Source organism: Flagellimonas halotolerans (assembly GCF_035818535.1).
Lineage (GTDB): Bacteria > Bacteroidota > Bacteroidia > Flavobacteriales > Flavobacteriaceae > Flagellimonas > Flagellimonas halotolerans.
In genome coordinates this window covers 294,253-313,532 of sequence record NZ_JAYKYV010000001.1, presented here as the reverse complement: position 1 = coordinate 313,532, position 19,280 = coordinate 294,253, and the positions used below count along the sequence as shown (strand labels likewise).

19 protein-coding genes are annotated in these 19,280 nt (G+C 42.4%); 7 read left to right on the top strand and 12 right to left on the bottom strand.

Annotated features, from left to right (window positions below; translation table 11 throughout):
• Positions 1 to 37: 37 nt before the first annotated feature.
• From VM932_RS01420 to VM932_RS01410, 3 genes are read right to left on the bottom strand one after another with little or no spacing between them, the layout of a single operon-like run.
• Positions 38 to 751, bottom strand: coding sequence for a 3-keto-disaccharide hydrolase (locus tag VM932_RS01420; protein WP_326277121.1), 714 nt, complete (start codon positions 749 to 751; stop codon positions 38 to 40).
• A 43-nt stretch (positions 752 to 794) separates the two neighbouring features.
• On the bottom strand, positions 795 to 1,541 hold the full coding sequence (locus VM932_RS01415; RefSeq protein WP_326276804.1) for a 3-keto-disaccharide hydrolase: 747 nt from the start codon (positions 1,539 to 1,541) through the stop codon (positions 795 to 797).
• Positions 1,538 to 2,590, bottom strand: coding sequence for a sugar phosphate isomerase/epimerase family protein (locus VM932_RS01410; RefSeq protein ID WP_326276803.1), 1,053 nt, complete (start codon positions 2,588 to 2,590; stop codon positions 1,538 to 1,540). Before VM932_RS01410 ends, VM932_RS01415 begins: the two co-directional genes overlap by 4 nt.
• Positions 2,591 to 2,752: 162 nt before the next feature.
• Here VM932_RS01410 and VM932_RS01405 point away from each other — a divergent pair, with 162 nt between their 5' ends.
• Positions 2,753 to 3,217, top strand: coding sequence for an ASCH domain-containing protein (locus VM932_RS01405; RefSeq protein ID WP_014032847.1), 465 nt, complete (start codon positions 2,753 to 2,755; stop codon positions 3,215 to 3,217).
• Positions 3,218 to 3,270: 53 nt separating this feature from the next.
• Here the strand turns inward: VM932_RS01405 and VM932_RS01400 are convergent, their stop codons facing one another.
• From VM932_RS01400 to VM932_RS01380, 5 genes are read right to left on the bottom strand one after another with little or no spacing between them, the layout of a single operon-like run.
• Positions 3,271 to 4,407 (bottom strand): Gfo/Idh/MocA family protein, encoded by a 1,137-nt coding sequence (locus VM932_RS01400; protein ID WP_014032846.1) that lies wholly within the window; start codon positions 4,405 to 4,407, stop codon positions 3,271 to 3,273.
• Positions 4,408 to 4,429: 22 nt separating this feature from the next.
• Entirely contained in the window at positions 4,430 to 5,668 is a 1,239-nt protein-coding gene (locus tag VM932_RS01395) for an MFS transporter (RefSeq protein WP_326276802.1), read from the bottom strand.
• 28 nt (positions 5,669 to 5,696) lie between these two features.
• Entirely contained in the window at positions 5,697 to 6,926 is a 1,230-nt protein-coding gene (locus tag VM932_RS01390) for a nucleoside permease (RefSeq protein WP_326276801.1), read from the bottom strand.
• Between the two features lie 23 nt (positions 6,927 to 6,949).
• Positions 6,950 to 7,393, bottom strand: a complete 444-nt coding sequence (locus tag VM932_RS01385; RefSeq protein ID WP_326276800.1) for a DinB family protein — start codon at positions 7,391 to 7,393, stop codon at positions 6,950 to 6,952.
• Between the two features lie 23 nt (positions 7,394 to 7,416).
• The gene (locus tag VM932_RS01380) at positions 7,417 to 8,412 is read right to left on the bottom strand and encodes a sugar phosphate isomerase/epimerase family protein (protein WP_326276799.1); all 996 of its coding nucleotides are present in this window, start codon (positions 8,410 to 8,412) and stop codon (positions 7,417 to 7,419) included.
• A gap of 136 nt (positions 8,413 to 8,548) precedes the next feature.
• Here VM932_RS01380 and VM932_RS01375 point away from each other — a divergent pair, with 136 nt between their 5' ends.
• The 4 genes from VM932_RS01375 to VM932_RS01360 all read left to right on the top strand — a co-directional run bounded on the left by VM932_RS01375 (position 8,549) and on the right by VM932_RS01360 (position 14,757).
• Positions 8,549 to 10,267: a GMC family oxidoreductase gene (locus VM932_RS01375; protein WP_326276798.1), complete on the top strand. Its 1,719-nt coding sequence runs from the start codon at positions 8,549 to 8,551 to the stop codon at positions 10,265 to 10,267.
• Positions 10,267 to 10,920: a gluconate 2-dehydrogenase subunit 3 family protein gene (locus VM932_RS01370; RefSeq protein WP_326276797.1), complete on the top strand. Its 654-nt coding sequence runs from the start codon at positions 10,267 to 10,269 to the stop codon at positions 10,918 to 10,920. The genes VM932_RS01375 and VM932_RS01370 overlap by 1 nt, the downstream gene beginning before the upstream one ends.
• Before the next feature lie 1,119 nt (positions 10,921 to 12,039).
• Positions 12,040 to 12,774, top strand: a complete 735-nt coding sequence (locus VM932_RS01365; RefSeq protein ID WP_326276796.1) for a LytR/AlgR family response regulator transcription factor — start codon at positions 12,040 to 12,042, stop codon at positions 12,772 to 12,774.
• A 15-nt stretch (positions 12,775 to 12,789) separates the two neighbouring features.
• Positions 12,790 to 14,757, top strand: a complete 1,968-nt coding sequence (locus VM932_RS01360; protein ID WP_326276795.1) for a tetratricopeptide repeat-containing sensor histidine kinase — start codon at positions 12,790 to 12,792, stop codon at positions 14,755 to 14,757.
• Here VM932_RS01360 and VM932_RS01355 read toward each other — a convergent pair.
• Positions 14,750 to 15,319 (bottom strand): DUF3109 family protein, encoded by a 570-nt coding sequence (locus VM932_RS01355; protein ID WP_326276794.1) that lies wholly within the window; start codon positions 15,317 to 15,319, stop codon positions 14,750 to 14,752. The two genes, VM932_RS01360 and VM932_RS01355, sit on opposite strands and share 8 nt — an antisense overlap.
• Before the next feature lie 122 nt (positions 15,320 to 15,441).
• Between VM932_RS01355 and VM932_RS01350 the strand changes: the two genes are divergently transcribed.
• The gene (locus VM932_RS01350) at positions 15,442 to 16,026 is read left to right on the top strand and encodes a MarC family protein (RefSeq protein WP_326276793.1); all 585 of its coding nucleotides are present in this window, start codon (positions 15,442 to 15,444) and stop codon (positions 16,024 to 16,026) included.
• 9 nt (positions 16,027 to 16,035) lie between these two features.
• Complete coding sequence (locus VM932_RS01345) at positions 16,036 to 16,236, top strand: hypothetical protein (protein WP_293166598.1); 201 nt, start codon at positions 16,036 to 16,038, stop codon at positions 16,234 to 16,236.
• A gap of 216 nt (positions 16,237 to 16,452) precedes the next feature.
• On the opposite strand, the gene VM932_RS01340 is transcribed toward VM932_RS01345, so the two are convergent.
• From VM932_RS01340 to VM932_RS01330, 3 genes are all read right to left on the bottom strand, one after another.
• Positions 16,453 to 18,081, bottom strand: coding sequence for a S41 family peptidase (locus VM932_RS01340; protein ID WP_326276792.1), 1,629 nt, complete (start codon positions 18,079 to 18,081; stop codon positions 16,453 to 16,455).
• Between the two features lie 15 nt (positions 18,082 to 18,096).
• A complete protein-coding gene (locus VM932_RS01335) occupies positions 18,097 to 18,534 on the bottom strand; it encodes a deoxycytidylate deaminase (protein WP_293166594.1) in 438 nt (145 codons plus the stop codon).
• Between the two features lie 85 nt (positions 18,535 to 18,619).
• A complete protein-coding gene (locus VM932_RS01330; protein WP_326276791.1) occupies positions 18,620 to 19,204 on the bottom strand; it encodes a HupE/UreJ family protein in 585 nt (194 codons plus the stop codon).
• Between the last annotated feature and the right edge of the window lie 76 nt (positions 19,205 to 19,280).

Sequence of the window (19,280 nt, the reverse complement as noted above, 5' to 3'; positions counted from 1 at the left end):
GGAGATTCTGTATCAGTATAAAATAGCAATAAGGGAGCTAATCCAGCTCCCTTACCCAAATATTTCTATAACTGACCCTGCTGTTGTCGCCATGATCTTGAAGCCTAAGCGGCCCTTTGCCGTGTGGCGGGTTTTTGGGCCAACCAATGTAAGGAGTGGTTCCCTTTATCTCCACATGGTCTTGGATCAACACACCATTGTGAATTACCGTTAAGGTTCCAGACTTCACTTTTTGCCCCTTTTCAAACTCGGGAGCATGGTAAATCATATCGTAGGTGTTCCATTCTCCGGTGGGTACAGACGCCATGGCCAAGGGCACATGTTGTTTGTAAATAGAGCCTACTTGACCGTTGACATAGGTGTCGTTATCGTTGTTGTCCAGCACTTGCACTTCATACAGTCCATTCAAAAATACGCCACTATTACCTCTGTTTTGACCATCCCGTTGTACCTCTGCGGGTGATTTCCATTCGATATGAAGCTGGATACTTCCAAAATTTTGCTTGGTCTGAATATCCCCTGTCCTATCGTTCACCGTCATGCTACCATCCTTGTTCAATATCCATTTGGCGGCAGTACTGTCCACCGAACTGATCCACTTGTCCAAGGAGGTGCCATCAAAAAGGACAATGGCATCACTTGGCGGGGCCCCATCTTCACCAGGGGTCACTTTTGGTGGCACGGGTTTATAAAATTCGGTTTCTTCTGGTGTAGTCGGTTCTACTTCTTGCCCAAATGTGAACAGCCCCATTGAAAATGTTATCAACGTAAGGGCAATCTTGATTCTATTCATTTTAAAGTTCTTTTATTTTGATATTTCTATAGGCTACCACATCCCCATGATCTTGTAATCCAATTTTGCCTGTTTTGAATGCAGCAAAATCTTCCCAATCTGCAAATTTTGAATTGGCCACCAGCTCATCCCATTCTGGGCCTTGCACTGGAAACTCAACTATCTTGGTCCCATTCAAAACAACATGGCCTTGGTTGGTTTTGTGATTGATCATCAATTCCACGGAATTCCATTCCCCTGCAGGCTTCACCACATTTTCCGATGGAGGTATAATATCGTACAAAGAACCTGCCAATCGATCTTCCCCATTTTGTGCATCAGGATGTCTTTCATCGTCCAAAACCTGTATTTCCGGTCCGGTTAAGTAAGGCTGTCCGTATTTTTCACCTTCTTTCACTCCCCAAAAGAAACCGCTGTTTCCGCCTTCGGCAATTTTCCAATCCATGGTAAGCACAAAATCGGTAAACTCTTCATCGGTCACCAAGTTATAGTTGGCACCTTCGGGCCGCTCCTCTGGTGGATAAAAAACCATGGCCCCATCTTCGAGTTTCCAAGGTTCTGTTACCCCTCCTCCGTTGTACATGTGCCAACCGTCAAAACCGGTTCCATCGAACAAAGTGATCCACTCGGATTCCTTTTGTTCAGCCATCTCGGTCACCTTTTCTTCAACTTCTTCCTTAGTTTCCTTTGATTTGTCCTTACATGCAAAAGCAATGGCAAGGGCTACGAATAATATCGATTTTCTCATAATCCCAATATGTTTTTAAGTTTTTCTTTATCAGTTTCGGCACCTGCAAAATCGTCAAAAGTTTTTGTGGTCGCCTCTATAATGTGATCTTGTATAAATTTTGCCCCCTCACGAGCACCCTGTTCCGGGCTTTTTATGCAGCATTCCCACTCCATTACGGCCCAAACATCGCAACCGTACTGGGTCAATTTGGAGAAAATGGTCTTAAAATCTATCTGGCCATCACCCAAGGAACGGTACCTCCCCGCTCTATCGCCCCAATCGTTGTAACCGCCAAAGGCTCCTTTTTTGCCCGTTGGGTTAAATTCTGAATCCTTTACGTGGAACGATTTGATGAACTCGTGGTAATGATCGATATAGGTAATGTAATCCAATTGCTGCAATACAAAATGGCTTGGATCGTACAGAATGTTCACTCTTTTGTGATTGCCCGTTGCTTCCAAAAAGCGTTCAAAGGTATCACCATCGTGCAGGTCCTCCCCAGGGTGGATTTCATAACACACATCCACACCTTCTTCGTCAAAATGGTTTAGGATGGGCATCCAGCGGTTCGCCAGTTCCTCAAAGCCCATCTCTACCAAGCCAGCTGGTCGTTGTGGCCATGGGTGGGCCGTGTGCCAAAGCAATGACCCGGAAAATGTGGCATGCACGTCAAGTCCCAACCTGCGGCTTGCGGTTGCGGCCTTTTTTACGGTATCAACGGCCCATTTGGTACGTTCCTTTGGCTTTCCGTGCAATGCTTCGGGCGCAAAGTTGTCGAACATAATATCGTAAGCGGGATGCACCGCCACCAATTGCCCTTGCAAGTGGGTGGATAGTTCCGTGATCTCCAATCCGTACGAATTGACTTTTCCTTTTAACTCGTCGCAATAATCTTGGCTTTCGGCCGCTTTGTCCAAGTCAATCAGGAAGGATTCCCAAGTTGGTATTTGAATTCCTTTGTACCCCAAATCCGAGGCCCATTTACACATGCCGTCCAAGGTATTGAACGGAGCTTTACTGTCCACAAATTGTGCTAAGAACACGGCTGGTCCTTTAATTGTTTTCATTGAATTTAATTTTAAGAAATTTGGAAATCCCAATTTAATTGGGATTTATCCTCTATATTTAAGAAAAAAACTATGCTAATTTTACGTCTCATGTAGTAAGACATAAATATAGGGATTCATTAACAATTAAAACAGCTTAGAGTTTTTTTTTAAACACTACTTATGGAAAATGCTTCTGCCCGAAATCTGTGGGGCGACTTTTTGGATGCCCATTTGGAATTTGCTTCTGAAGATGCGCCCAAAGTGATTCATTTTTGTGATAATGAAAAAGATGCCGATTTGTGTGCCGATTTGGTTTGCAAAGAAATCAAAAGGGCCACCACCCATTCTTTAAAAGGGATTCAACTACGCAATGAAGCTTTGCCCAAAATCGGAGATTTTTACGTGGTTACCGATTGGGAGGGTAATGCCAAGTGCGTTATTCGTACCACAGCTGTTAAACTACTGCCCTTTTTTAGTATTCGGGAAGAGCATGCCCGCCTGGAGGGCGAGGGGGACAAAAGTTTGGAACACTGGAAAAAAACACATTGGGACCATTACACCCGTGAACTTTCTGAACTAGGCACCAAACCTACCGAGAGTATGATCGTGGTTTTTGAGGAATTTGAGATGCTTTATAAAAAATGATGGCCGCCCATAGGGCAGCCATCATGTCTTGTTTTTGGGTCCATAGACCAATATCAATCCATATCCACCCAAACATTTCCTTGTTTGTGGGAAGCTACGGTGTTCTCAATAAAATTAAGGCCTCTAACTCCATCCAACATGGTCGGGAACTCTCCGCTATTGTATTCTTCGCCGCGAATGGCCCTGGCCACGCCCAAATAAATATTGGCCATGGAATCAAAAATACCCTCGGGGTGTCCGGGAGGTAATTTGGTTCCATCCAAGGATAGGTCAGAATTATATTCATGGCCTGGTTTGTACACCTGCAATGGTTCTGGATCGTTCAATTTGTAGAGGTAATTGGGGTTTTCCTGTTCCCATTTCAAGCCTCCCTTTTGACCGTAAATGGCAATGGTGAGGTTGTTTTCCTCTCCTGTGGCCACTTGGCTTGCCCTAATGACCCCTTTTACGTTTTTGTCCATACGGATAAGGGCCGTACCATCCATGTCCATCACATTGTCATCGTACATATAATTAAAATCGCACAGCAATGATTGTACCTGCAAGCCGGTCGTATACTCAATCATATTGAAAGCATGCACCCCTATATCTCCCATACAAGAACTGATTCCCGCTTTTTTCGGGTCGAGCCTCCATACTGTTCCGCGTTTTTCCTTGTCATGGATGATAGGGTTCATCCAACCTTGATAATATTGTGCATCAACTTTATGTACTTTTCCAATGACTCCTTCCTTGATCATCTCACGCATTTGACGCACCATCGGATACCCTGTATAGGTATGGGTAACGGCAAATACAGTTCCCGCCTTTTTTAGGGTTTCCTGAAGAATTTTGGCTTCTTCGTAGGTAGTGGTCATCGGTTTTTCACAAATCACATGAAAACCATTGTCCAATAATTTTTTGGCCATTGGGTAATGTAGAAAGTTCGGCGTAAGAATGGAGCATACCTGAATACGTTCATCTTCCGGGAGCTTCATCTCTTCTTCAACAAGCGTATCAAAATCTTTGTAGACACGGTTGGTAGGAATGTCAATTTCCTTGGCAAACGCTATGCTATCTTCCAAATCTGGGTTGAATACCGCCCCAACAATTTCATAATTGTCATTAATGAAAGAGGCTACTCTGTGTAAAACTCCGATAAGGGAATCCCCTCCTCCTCCAAGAATTCCAAGTCTAATCTTTTTAGGCATTTTCTGTTATTTTATTTGATAATTATACTACTTCTTCTACGGTATGACCTTGTGGTACTCTTCGTTCTTCCAGCTTTTTTCTAAAAAGGAACAAAATGAAAAACAAAATCAATACTGCCAGGGGAAAAAACATCATTTTTCCCAAGGTTGCCTTTCCTGCGGCCAACTCTGCGACCTGGTCGGTCAACCCCGAGGCTACGGCTGTTTCCTTTGCGCTGTCCAACCATCCGCCGATTACAGGCTGCCAAATGGCCGTGGAGAACATTCCTGCACCTCCGACCAAGGACATTCCCAATGCCCCTGTTTTTGGAAGGTATTCCGAGGTAAACCCGATCATGGTTGGCCAAAAATAACAAACTCCGAGGGCAAAAAGAATGGCAGCAAAATAAATCATCGACCCTTCGGCAACACTCATGCTGTAAACCGCCGCAGTGGTGACCAGAGCGGACATCACCAGCACTCCTATGGGGTTAAGCCTATGTACAATGGGGCCTGCAAAGTACCGGCCTATGGCCATAATACCCGTCACCATGGCCAACACCAGCATTGGACTTGCTCCTGAATTGCCCAATATACGCTCTACCCATTGTTGTGGTCCAAATTCGGATATCGCGGTGAGCGTCATACAGATCATTATAAAAATGAACAATGGGTCTGCCAGCCCTTTGATATTTTTTGTGGTATCGGTTTCGATATGCTCGCTTTCCGGAAATTGTTGTTTAAAGAACATGTATCCGTAGATAAGTGTCGGTATCAGCATTACTGCTATCTGCAACTGCCATCCCATTCCAAAATCGGTCATGAACTTGGAGATAAGGGAGCCAATCACAATTCCTCCGGGGAACCATACGTGGAACCTGTTCAGCATAGCTGTACGGTTCTTGGTGAACATATCGGCGATCATGGGGTTACAGGCCGCTTCGACCGAACCATTGGCAAAACCAATAAAGAAGGTGGATATAATTAGCGTCCAGAAACCTCCTGCCATGATAGTGAGCACCAATCCAAGCATGTGGCAGACAAATGCCGTTACCATGAGTTTACGTGCCCCTATTTTATTGTAGAGCAATCCACCGAAGATCATTGCAATTGGGAATCCAAAAAAGCCCATACTGTTTATCCAACCCAATTGTTGATTGGAAAGCATAAACTCTTCCCCTAGTTGGGTCAAAATACCCGCCCTGATGGCAAAGGTCATGGATGTAACGACAAGCGATATACAGGCCGCTACAAATAGCTGATTTTTGTTTACGTTTTTCATGTTTGTATTAGTTGATTTTTGGTTGTATCTAAGATTTATATTCTACTTTTTCGTTTTTAAATATCAGTGCAAACAATATAAATACTACTGCTGCGAACCCTGCCGGATAAATCCAAATGGTGTCCCAGGCGTGAGTTCCATCTTCCAAAGTAAGCGAATCGGTTATTAACCCAGCGATCCAGAACCCTATTAACATTCCTACACCGTAAGTGGCCAAGGTAATCAATCCTTGTGCGGCACTTTTGTATTTTTCCCCTGCTTTGGTATCGGTATAAATCTGTCCGGATACAAAGAAAAAGTCGTAACAAATACCGTGCAATGCAATTCCGATGATCAGCATAAATGATAGTTCGTCGGCATTACCGTAAGCGAACAGCAAATAACGAACGGTCCAGGCCAACATGCCTATCAAAATCGTCCTTTTAAATCCAAACTTGGTAAAGAAAAAGGGCAGCGCTAGAATAAACAGTGCTTCCGATATTTGTCCGATGGCCATTTTCCCCGTTGGATTGGGCAACCCTATTTCCGCCAGAAAAGGGTTGGCGTTTTGATAATAAAAGGCCAATGGTATACAGATCAATACGGATGAGATAAAGAACACCAAAAAGTTTTTGTCCTTTAAAAGTTTTAGCGCATCCAGTCCCAACATATCTGAAATGGTCACCTTTTCATTTTTGTCTACTGTTGGAGGGGTTTTGGGCAATGTAAAGCTGAAAAGGCCCAACACGGCAGAAGCAATGCCCGCCATTAAAAATGTGTTTTTGAGCATTCCCGCTTTCAACGCTTCTGGCGAATCCCAAACAAAAAGATAGCTAATGACCAGACCGGCAATAATCCAACCGATGGTCCCGAACACGCGGATGTTCGAAAATTCTTTTGCAGGATCTTTCATTTGGTTGAATGAAATTGAATTCACCAATGCCAATGTGGGCATGTACAAGATCATGTATCCCAACACATAGGGGTAAAAGGCCGTAAAATCCGTTGACCGGTACATTTGGTACATTAAAAAGGCACCTATTAAGTGCAGTACCCCTAAAATTCGTTCTGCATTAAAGTATCTGTCAGCAATCAATCCGATAATGAACGGAGCAATGATGGCTCCCCATGACTGTGTGGAAAAGGCCATTGACGATTGTCCCGCTGTGGCCTCCAAATTGTTGCCCAAAAAAGTACCCAAAGTAACAAACCAACCACCCCAGATAAAAAACTCGAGGAACATCATAAAGGACAGTTGGAGTTTGGTTTTAATATTCATGTAAAGTGTTAGTTAGTTGCTTGTTATCGTTTGTAATGTACGTAATCCAAAGGTTCTGGCGCTATTCCAGAATTTCTCAACTCCATCATAATTTGCCCACGATGGTGCGTGGAATGGTTAATAATATGAAAAAGGATATCCTTTATTTCATTGGAAAAATTTCTTCCTTGACTGTTCTCGTACTCCACCCGTTTTTCAAAAGTATCCGTATTGGAAACAATTTCAAAAGAAGTGCGCTGGTTTTGGTAATGGATATCTTCCCACTTACTCAATTCGTGCTCGTCCCAAACACCAAATTCGGTTGGGATTCCCAACATGCGGTGGTTCCAGATATGGTGCGCATTGAGTATATGGCTAAAAAGTCTAATGCAGTTGTCCGGAACATGGTCCAGACCACTGCATTGTTGAATTACTTTTTTGTTACAATAAAAATTGTAATCGAAGAGTTGTTGCAAAAATCCCTTCATCTACCCATTCATATTAATTTGGACTACTCCAATACTTTTTCCAAAAGTGCCTTGGTTGCCAAAATCCCTTCTTCTTCACTAAGTTCGGAGCCTTCATATTCCACCCCCACAAAACCTTCGTATCCGGACTCTAGGACAATGTCCATAATTCTTGGATAATCCACCCTTGTTTCATACCCCTCCTCATCAAAACTATAGGATTTGGCACTAACGCCCTTGGCGTAGGGCATTAACTCCTTTGTTCCTTTATAACGATCATATTCTTCCAAACATTCGGACGAATAGTAATCGCCTGCTTCTCTTTTGATGCAGAAATTGCCAAAATCGGGCAATGTCCCACAATTTTCCATGCCCACTTTTTCCATAACCTCTGCCAATAGTTGTGCATTGGAAGATGGTCCTCCGTGGTTTTCAACAATAATATTGATGTTTTTGTCCTTGGCATAGGTGGCCAATTGCGTAAGCCCTGCAACAGAGGCCGGCATCCAAACTTCCGGATCCATGCTCCCGTTCAGGTTTACACGGATGGAACTGCAGCCCAAAGCTGCGGCGGCATCCACCCACTTGTAATGGTTTTCAACGGCTTTTGTTCTTTCGGCCTCATCAGGAACGGCTATATCCCCTTGACCATCTACCATGATCAAAACATTCGTTAAGCCATATTTTTCACTTTCGGCCTTGCTTTTTTCCACCCAGTTGTTCATGGCCTCTTCCGAAAAATTAGCGGCCTGTAGTTCCTTATAATAAAGGGCGCTTACATATTCGAGACCTTCAAAGCCCCATTCACTTGCTTTTTCTGCAAAAGTGTAAGGGTCTACACCCTCTTCAAGAATCATTTTATGGATGGACCATTGTGCCAAAGAAAGTTTTAAATCCGGTTTGGATTCTTCAACGGCTACTTCTGTTGCAGTTTCTTCGGCCGATTCCTTTTTTGAATTCTGTTTACAGGAATAAAATCCTAAAAATGCCACCATAATCAAGGCAACAATACTTTTCTGTGCTAAATTACTTCTGTTCATATTTTTACGTTAGTTAATTTCGTTCGGAATCCAAAAACTACAACGTTATAGTGCTGAATTCTCAATAAACATAGGGATTAAATGTAGAAAATTAATTTAATAATTAATACATTTAGCAAATAAACAATCCGAATAAATGAGTAAATTTTATTACAATCAGGAGCAGGAATCCTATGATGCCATCGTGGTAGGTACGGGTATCAGCGGTGGTTGGGCTGCCAAGGAATTGTGCGAAAACGGCCTAAAAACTTTGGTCTTGGAACGTGGGCCCATGGTAAAGCACCGTGAAGATTACCCAACAGCCGATAAGGATCCTTGGGATTTCCCCCATGCGGGAACAGCAACCCGAGAAGACATTAAAAAACAGGAGAAACAATCCAGAACAGGGTACACAACTGGAGCAGCATCCAAACATTGGTTTGTAAATGATTTGGACCACCCATACAACGAAACCAAGCGATTCGACTGGATGCGCGGGTACCATGTTGGTGGACGTTCCATTATGTGGGGACGACACAGTTACCGTTGGAGCGACATCGACTTTACCGCCAACAAAAACGAAGGTATTGCGGTTGATTGGCCCGTACGTTACAAAGACATAGCACCTTGGTACGATAAAGTGGAAAGCTACATTGGTGTATCCGGTGAAAATTTAGGTTTGCCGCAGCTGCCAGATGGAAAGTTCGAACCCATGATGGAACTGAACTGTGTGGAAGACCATGTTAGGGATAAAGTTGCAGAACATTTTAACGGCCGTGTAATTACAGCCGGTAGGGTGGCACACATTAATAGCGACAAGCAATTTGAAGGCGATGGCCGTGTTCGTTGTCAGTTTAGAAACCGTTGTATTAGAGGATGTCCTTTCGGAGCATACTTTAGCAGTGTTTCTTCTACATTGCCAGCTGCCGAAGCAACAGGAAACATGACGCTAAGACCGGATTCCATTGTTCACGAAGTAATTTATGACCCTAATACCAAAAAGGCTACAGGGGTTAAGGTTATCGATAGGGAAACCAAAGAGGAATTCGAGTTCAAGGCCAAAGTGATTTTCCTTTGCGCTTCTGCCGTAGCATCAACCTCTATTTTAATGCAGTCCAAATCCGATAGGTTCCCCAATGGTTTGGGCAACGATTCCGGTGAATTGGGCCACAACATTATGGACCACCATTTCTTGGTCGGCGCATCGGGTAAATTTGAAGGATACGAAGACAAGTATTATAAAGGAAGAAAACCCAATGGCACCTACATTCCAAGGTTTAGGAACCTCGGCGGGGATTCCAACATGAAGGATTTTGTTAGGGGCTATGGCTACCAAGGAGGTGCCAGTAGGGGCAATTATGAAGAAATGATCGCCGAGGCTTCTTTTGGTAAAGACTATAAGGATGCCGTACTTACCCCTGGAGGTTGGACCATGAACATGCTTGCCTTTGGAGAAATTCTTCCATACCACGACAATAAGATGACCTTGGATTACGACAAAAAAGATCAGTGGGGCCTACCTACCGTTACTTTTGATGCGGAAATCAGACAAAACGAACTGAACATGCGTAAAGATATGCAGGATCAGGCCGTCCAAATGTTGGAAAAGTCAGGAGCCAAGGACATTACTCCTTACGATAGACCTTACGCTCTAGGACTTGGGATACACGAAATGGGAACAGCACGTATGGGCCGTGACCCAAAAACATCCGTGGTAAATGGACATAACCAAGTGCATGGATGTAAGAACGTATATGTAACCGATGGTGCCTTTATGACCTCTGCAAGCTGCGTCAACCCATCGTTGACCTACATGGCATTTACTGCACGGGCCGCCAACCATGCTGCCCAAGAACTTAAAAAAGGAAATATATAATGGAAAGAAGATCAGCACTTAAAAATATGGGATTGGCCTTCGGTTATGCAGTGGCCACACCAACATTGTTCTCTTTGCTTCAGAGCTGCAAGAACAGGCCGGCCTACGCCGAATGGACACCCGGTTTCCTAAATAAAGAACAGGGATACGCTATGGCGCAGACCTTGGACGTAATCCTTCCCAAAACGGATACTCCGTCAGCAACCGAGATGAACGTGCACGTTTTTATAGATGCATACCTGAATGAAGTGATGCCTTTGGACCAAAGAGACTTTGTAGTCATGAAAATGAACAAATTCTATGAAAAGGTCCTTGCAGACTCCGGAAAGGAAAGCCTAATGGACATTGAGCCTGCTGATATTGAACCAGCATTGCAAACCTATCTCAAAAAACGCACCGAGGAAGAAGAAGAGGCACATTCCGAAGCCATTATGAACTATATGGAGGCTATTTTGGAAGGAGGCCAAGCCAGCTTGGATGATGATATCGCCCGTTTTTCGTTTGCCAACGATTTAAGGGATTTGGCCACATGGGCCTATAAATCATCAGAATATATTGGTGAAGAAGTATTGGCCTATTTGCCAATACCCGGCGAGTATGTTCCTTGTGGAGACCTCAACACCCTGACCAGCGGCAAAGCATGGTCACTCTAAGGTTTACCGGGCCATAAAATCAAAAGCCTCCAAATTGGAGGTTTTTTTTATACTTCCTTTAAAAAAATACCTCGGAACGTTCTAATATGGGGTGAACTTGTCCGAGGTATTAAATCAATAAACACTATCACACGTACTGTTTTCAGCACAAATCAATGTACACCAGGGAGCATAAAATTTGGGATGCTATAATGTACAGTAAGTTTTTTTTGCATCATTCAAAATCAGCTTAAATGTTATCGCAACCGATACCACATAAAAAGTTGAAACTTGAAGTTTGCGTTGGCAAAGATTTAAAAACGCAATGAATTTTTAAAGGTCTCTTTAGCTAAATAGGCATAAAGTTTTTAACATAAAATGTTGAAAATCTTGGTTTGAGAGTCGAAATTCCCGGAAAGACGGGAATAAGCTTACACCAAATAAAAAGACCAAGAAGCAATACTGTTTACTTATTTGGTCCCGCTTTTATGATGAACCGGCCAATGGGCCGAATATTACCAAAGAGTACGGCCTCTTCAATCATGTCCTTCACAAACCTATATCCGTCCTAGGTAGTTCCCCCGAAACCTAAAATCAAATTTAGATTTAGACCTAATTGAAGATTAATTGTGCAAGCGGTTTATACAATCAAGTGATTGGTTGCTGTGGCCGTACAATTATTTGGTAATACAAAATTTTTAAGAGCAACTGTTGGTCACAAGCCTATTTTATTTCTTTACAACTACCTTGTTCCAACCAGAATTTAATCCGGCATCATTCTTATCCAACACCGCCGCAAAAATCAAAGCCATTATCAAAATCAGAAATAATACTGCACATTTTCTCATTTCCAAAACATTATAAACCGTCTTTCAATTTTTGACAAGCCGAATATAAATAACAATACCCCACAAGTATGTGGTCTATGTATAAACTGTCCCTTTTTATGTATAATTGGTTTATAGGGTTTTCAGATTGAGTTTGTTTTCCCCTTACTGTTCTTTTATCGTGTACCTAAAATGATGGTTTTTCCCATGATTTGCCTTTTTATACCAGTTATACGTGCTAAATATCCATTAACACATAATTTTATTACTATGTGAAGAATAATTCTAAATTTGATATAACCTATTCTGTATTATGCTAGAAGCTGTAATAGTTGATGACGAAATAAAAGCCCTGCAAAGTTTAAGTTGGGAACTGACCAACTTGAGCGATGAGGTGGATATTATTGCATCTTTTACCGATGCCCGCGAGGCCTTGGATTATTTGGAGCAAAATACGCCCGATTGCCTGTTCTTGGACATAGAGATGCCCGCCATGGACGGGTTTCAGTTTATTAAAAACCTAAAGAACAAGAATTTCCCGGTCGTTATTACTACAGCCTATAACCAATATGCGCTGCAAGCCCTAAAGAATGAGGCCATCGATTATCTTTTAAAGCCCATTGACTCCGATGATCTTGAAGAAACCATTGCCAAGATAAAAAAGTTCAACTCCAAGAACTTGAGCATTAATCGGTTGGAGAAAATTCTGCTCAACTTCAATGCAGAATCACAGAACAAAAAAATAACCATCAACACCGATGGCAAACTGGTCTTTTTGAACAGTTACGACATCCTGTATGCTGAATCGGATGGCAACTACAGTACCATTTTCTTGACTGATGGTCAAAAAATACTACTTACCAAAAAACTAAAAGAAGTAAACACACTTTTACCCCAGAGCAGCTTCTTTAGAATACACAATTCGTACATTATCAATCTCAATAAAATAAAAGAGTTCCTCAAAACCGATGGTTATGTGGTTTTGGAGTCCAATCATAAAATTCCTGTTTCCCGGCAAAAAAAATCCGACTTTTTGGATATGCTTTAATCCCACAATGTCCCCGTGCCTATCGTAAAGCTCCAATACTCCGAAAATCCATATCGACCGCAAAGCACTACTTTGCTCGTGCTATTATTGTTTTCGTTTTTTGGTTCCTTGACCGCCCAGGAAATCCCAAAAGAATTTAAGGATAAGGCCGAAACACTCGTACAACTTCAGCCCAAAACGTATGAAGCTCTCGACAAAGAATTGAATTCAGAAAAAAGGGATACCTCGTTGTTGAGATATTTTGCCAATTTAAGCAAAGAGTATAATTATTTGGTAGGTAGAGCCTATGCCCTGAACCAATTGGGCATGAAATACAGAAATATTTCCCAATACGAAAAGGCGGTGGCCCTCCATGAACAGGCACTGGCAGCCTCCCAGGAGGCCAACAACATCGATTTTAGGATCCTTAGCCTTAATATGTTGGGAGTTGTGTACAGACGTACCGATGCCATTAAAACAGCCTTGGACTACAACCAAAAGGCCCTGGAGTTGGCAGAGCAGGTCGAAGACCCCTCGAACCATATAAAAAGAAGCATCAATGTTGCGCTGAACGGCATAGGGAACCTGTACCAAACCTTGGAACAGTATGATTTGGCAATACTACAGTTTCGGAGAGCCCTTAAACTTGAAGAAGAACTCGGCAATAAACTGGGGTTGGCCATCAACCATCAAAACATAGGGCATTGCCTTGAAGAAAAAGGAGATTTGGAAGGTGCTCTGGAAAACTACAGAAAATCGCTGGCCTACAATGAAGAGATCGATTCCGATATTGGCCGTTTGATATGCAAGAACAGCTTGGCCCAAATCTATCTTAAACAGGATATGCCCTACTTGGCATTGGTGCTTTTGGAGCCGCTACAGGAAGAGTCAAAAAGAATAGGCGACTTTTCCATAACCTCCCTGGTTTTTATCAATACAGGTTGGGCACAAACAAAATTGGGCAATTACATGGAGGCCGAGGACTTTATTAAAGAAGGTTTGCAAATGGCCCAAAACAGAAACATTCCCAGCAACATTCTGTACGCCTATGAAAAAATGTCGGAACTCCAAAATACCAAGGGCGACTTTAAAAAGGCTTACGAGTATTACAAAAAAGCCGACCAATACGACAAGCAGATTTCCAGTGCCACCAACTTAAGGTACATGAACGATATTATTGTTAAGTACGAAAACGACAAGAAGAACAACCAAATTGCCGTACTTGCCAAGGAAAATGAGATTGTTCGCCTTAGACTGAAAAAGAACCAAACAACACTTCTTGTCAGCGCTCTAATTGTTGGGCTGATTTTATCCATTCTCTATATTCTCTATCGCCAATACCAAAGTAAAAACGAGAAAAGGGTACTGACCTTGGAACAACAGATGCTCCGCAGCCAGATGAACCCACACTTTTTGTTCAATTCGTTAAACTCCATTAAGCTTTACATTATAAACAACGAGCAAAAAAATGCCGTCCATTACCTAAACAAGTTTTCAAAACTGGTACGGAAGATCCTTGAGGCGTCATCCCAAAAGGAAATCCCGCTATCGGAGGAACTCGGAACCATGGAGCTTTATATGAACATCGAAAACATTAGGTTTTCCAACGAGATTGATTTTAAGATCGAAGTGGAAAAAGATATCAATATAGACAATATCAAAATTCCATCTTTGACCCTCCAGCCCTTCTTGGAAAACTCCTTGTGGCATGGATTATCGCCAAAAGATGGCGAAAAGAAAATCCAGATCAATGTAAAGCACAAGGACAAAGGTCACGTAACCATCGAAATAGTGGACAATGGTGTGGGCCGAACCATGGCAGAAGTGAACAAAGAAAACAGGGTACTAAAGAGAAAGTCCTTGGGCATCCGCATTACCAAGGAACGATTGGCCAATTTTGCCAAGGATTATCAAAACAAATTCGATGTGGATATTTTGGACCTGTTCGATGAAAACGGAGACCCGAACGGCACCAAAGTAGTGCTGGACATTCCTACTATCTAAGGTTTTCGGCTGCTACTTCCTCCAATTCCCTGTACCAGTCCTCCCCAAATTTTTGGATCAAGGCATCCTTTACAAACTTATAGATCGGAACCTTTAATTCTTCGCCCAGGGCACAGGCAGGGTCGCAGATTTCCCATTTATGATAGTTTACCGCCGTAAATTCGGAGTACTCCCTTGTCCTTACCGGGTACAAATAGCACGAAATTGGTTTTTTCCACTTGGTGGCACCTGCCTCATAAGCGGCCTCGAGGCCACATTTTGCCATACCATTATCGGAAAAAATAACGTAGGCACACTCGTTGTTGTTTACCAGTGGGGTTTCCCATTCGCCATCCTCTCCTTTTACGAAAGAACCATGCTCCTCAATGGCGGCAATGCCTTCGGGGCGCAAAAATGGTTTTACATCTTGATAAATATTTACGAGTTTATCGGTTTCGGAATCATCCAAGGGGGCTCCATATTCCCCTCCTACGCAACAAGCACCTTTACAAGCATTTAGGTTGCACACAAAATCATTTTGCAATATCTCTTCGGATACTATGGTTTTTCCTATCTGGAACATACTAAGGGCTTACTTTTTGGACAAAGGTAATTCAAAACCGAAAATTTGATGATTTATAAACATTTTATGTAGTCCAAAAGTGTTTTTTACCCGTAAATTTGCCGTCCGAAAAAAATGATGCGATGAATTTTAATTTTAAGGAGATTGCCACCGCTGGAATGGTATTGTTTGCCGTAATCGATATTTTGGGAAGTATCCCCATTATTTTATCCCTAAGGAGCAAGGTTGGCCATGTGCAGTCGGAAAAGGCTTCCATTGTGGCCACATGTATAATGGTTGCCTTCTTGTTTGTTGGGGAAAGTATTCTCTCTTTGATCGGGATCGATGTAAATTCCTTTGCCGTTGCCGGTGCCTTTATCATATTTTTCTTGGCGATCGAAATGATCTTGGGCATATCGCTTTACAAGGATGATGAGCCGGAAACCGCCTCTATTGTACCTATTGCATTTCCGCTTATCGCAGGTGCGGGTACCTTGACCTCCATTCTGTCACTTAGGGCGGAATATCACGTGGAGAACATTATCGTCGCCATTATCATAAACGTTATCTTTGTATACATCGTGCTTAAGTCGAGTGCAAGAATCGAACGTATTTTGGGCAAAAACGGACTCAATATTATCCGAAAGGTATTCGGTGTAATCCTTATGGCCATTGCGGTCAAGCTTTTTGCCACCAACATCAACGAGTTACTTACACACAATATTTAAACCATTGATATGAACAAGACCTTTGCTATAGTTTTAATTATACTGGCGTTGGGCCTTATTGCCTATAATGTAACCTTGGTGGATTTTGAAAACCCGCTTCAGGGCGATAGCACCATTGCTTTGATTGGGATAGTGGCCTCGTTGTGTGCCATAGTGCTTATGTTGATCTTTATTACTTCCAAAAAGATAGACAAAAAGCTAAAAGACTAAGAGCCTGTTCAGGAATTTTTGATTGGAATTGATATAGGCCTTTTTTGATGCAGTTTGAGACATAATTTTTAAGCATAGCCGCGGCCACGGTTCAAAATTATAACAGGACCGATGAAAAGGTCAACGATTTGACCTTTGAAAGAGGGGCCAGATAGTGCCTTGGCAACAAAAAGGGGCACAACAGAACAATTGAAAAATTTCTAAAAAAACCCTAAATCAAGGTTTTTCTTCCACAGCACCAATTTGGGATTGATCTATCCTTGCTTTATCCAATGCTTTCACCTTATTGAGCATGGAATCAAAATCCCCCTTGATCTGGGCAGATAGGTTGGGCGAAAACAATTGTTCGGCAATATTGGCCTTTATATACGCCTTTATCTTTTCCTCATGGGCATAGAAATCCAATTTTACCTTTCTATCCAGTACAAATTGGATGAAGTTATCGAAAAGGATATCATCTACCTTGAATTCGTCCAAGAATTGGTTTTGGTCATAACCATCGTACATGGTCCTGTCCTTTTCCAAATGTTCAAAAACAAAACGGACAAAAAACTGATAGGTATCGTCCATGCTCTCTATGGCCTCTTCTTGGTTGTTTCCTATCGGAACAAAAACATCGGGGATAATCCCCCCGCCTCCATAGACCACTTTGCCCTTTGGGGTAACAAACTTTAATGAGTCTGCCACTTTAATACTGTCCGCAGATATAAGTTCGCCACTGGTGTAGCGTTCCATAAAACTTTTGTAATAGTCGTGGTTGCCGTTTTTATAGGTTTTTTGAATGGAACGTCCCGTTGGGGTGTAGTATCTGGAAACGGTCAGCCTAACCGCTGAGCCATCGCCCAAGGCCATTTCGCGTTGCACCAAGCCTTTTCCAAAGGAACGCCTACCTACAATAGTGCCTATGTCATTATCCTGTAAGGCTCCTGCGATAATTTCACTGGCCGATGCAGAGCGTTCATTAATAAGCACATATACCGGTTTGTTCTCAAAATCCCCTTTTTTGGTGGCGTATGCCTTTTTAATGCGCCCTTTCTTGTTTTTAGTGAAAAGAATCAATTTGTCATCTTCCAAGAACTCGTCGGCCAATTTTTCGGCAATGCCCAAATAACCACCAGGATTATCCCTTAGATCCAAGGTCAGTTTCTCTGCACCTCTTAGTTTTAATTTTCTCAACGCATCTTTGAACTCATCAAAAGTGGATTCGGCAAAACGGTTGATTTTGATATAACCCATCTCGTTGGTGAGCATGTAATACGCTTCAACACTTCTGATCGGAACACGGTCCCGAACCACGGGAACGTCCATTATTTTGTTTTCGGTTTTTCTAAAAACCTTCAAATTCACCTTTGTACCTACCTTGCCCTTTAAGGTAGAGACCACATCATCGTTGGCTATTCTTCTGCCGTAAAGCGTATCCGTGTCGGCCATCAAAATACGGTCGCCCGGTTTTATTCCACTGATGTAACTCGGTCCATTTTTGATGGTTCTTATCACGGTAATGGTATCCCTATACATGTAGAAACTCACGCCGATACCCGCAAAATCGCCTTTCATGCTTTCGGCCACCTCCTTCATTTCATCTTTGGGAATGTATACGGAGTGTGGGTCCAGTTTGCCCAAGATATTGTTCACGGTGACATCCACAATGCTATCGGTATCCACATCGTCCACATATTCGTAGTCGATATAGTCGATGAGCCGATTGAGTTTATCTTTCTTGGAATTGGTGGAGAACAATTTCTCCGGGGAATCGTTAAAATGAAGTTTCCCTCCTATAAAAATGCCGATGGCTACCGCTAGAGCAAGTAGGGTAGGCCAAATATATCCTTTGATCTTTTTCATATAGCAATTATGGTTTTAAACCATTTCTTCCAAAACGGGCAAATGGACGATTTCAACTCCTGCCCTTTCCAGAAATTTAATTCCAGAGTCGTCTTTGTATGCATTCTGGTATACCACACGTTTTATGCCAGCTTGGTGAACTAGCTTACTACATTCCCTGCATGGCGATAGGGTAATATAGAGCGTAGCACCTTCGCACGACTGTGTGGATGAGGCAACTTTAAGAATGGCGTTGGCTTCGGCGTGCAGCACATACCATTTGGTATACCCTTCATCGTCCTCGCAAAAATTCTCAAATCCCGTGGGTGTTCCGTTGTACCCATCGGATATGATCATTCTATCCTTAACGATTATGGCTCCTACTTGCCTTCTTTTACAGTAGGACAGTTTGCCCCATTCTTGGGCCATTCGCAAATAGGCTTTATCGTATTTTTCTTGTTTGCTCGCCTTCATAAATCCAAAAAACGCTGATAATTAAATAAATATACCTGCTTTGACAGACCCTTACAACCTTATTCAATAAAATTTAACTTAGGCCCTATATGGGGAACGTAGCAATAAGCAAGGGTATTGTAATGGCAATGATCAAAATGGATGCAACGGCTATAAAAATGGATCGCTTTACCTTTAATAAGTCCAAAATCACATGGGCAATAATCAAAACCACCAATATGATGATGATTTGAGATAACTCAATTCCCGTGGCAAAACCCAATAAGGGCGTAATCTTATCCTCTTCTTCGGCCATCAACATCTTAAAATAGTTGGAAAAGCCAAAACCGTGGATCAACCCAAAGAAAGCGGTGGCCAAAATGTGAAGAAAAAGACCCACGTCCAAGGCCTCTTTGTAGACATAGGCAAAATTGAAAAGCGCCGTAAGCAAAATGGTAACTGGAATCAAGAATTCGATCAGACCAACATCCACAATGGCAACTTCATAAACGGATAGAGCCAAAGAGGTACAATGGGCAATGGTGAAAATGGTGGCCAAAACCAATACCCGTTTCCAATGTTTAAAAGTAAACGGGACCGCTAAAGCCGATAAAAACAAGATATGGTCGTACGCACCAAAATCCAACACATGGTCAAGTCCCAATTTTATGTAGAACAGAAACTCCTGCATGATCTTTTGCTTCCAAATTTAACCAATAAAACCCACTTTTTGTTGATTTTAAATCAACGCAAAACTTTAATTAACT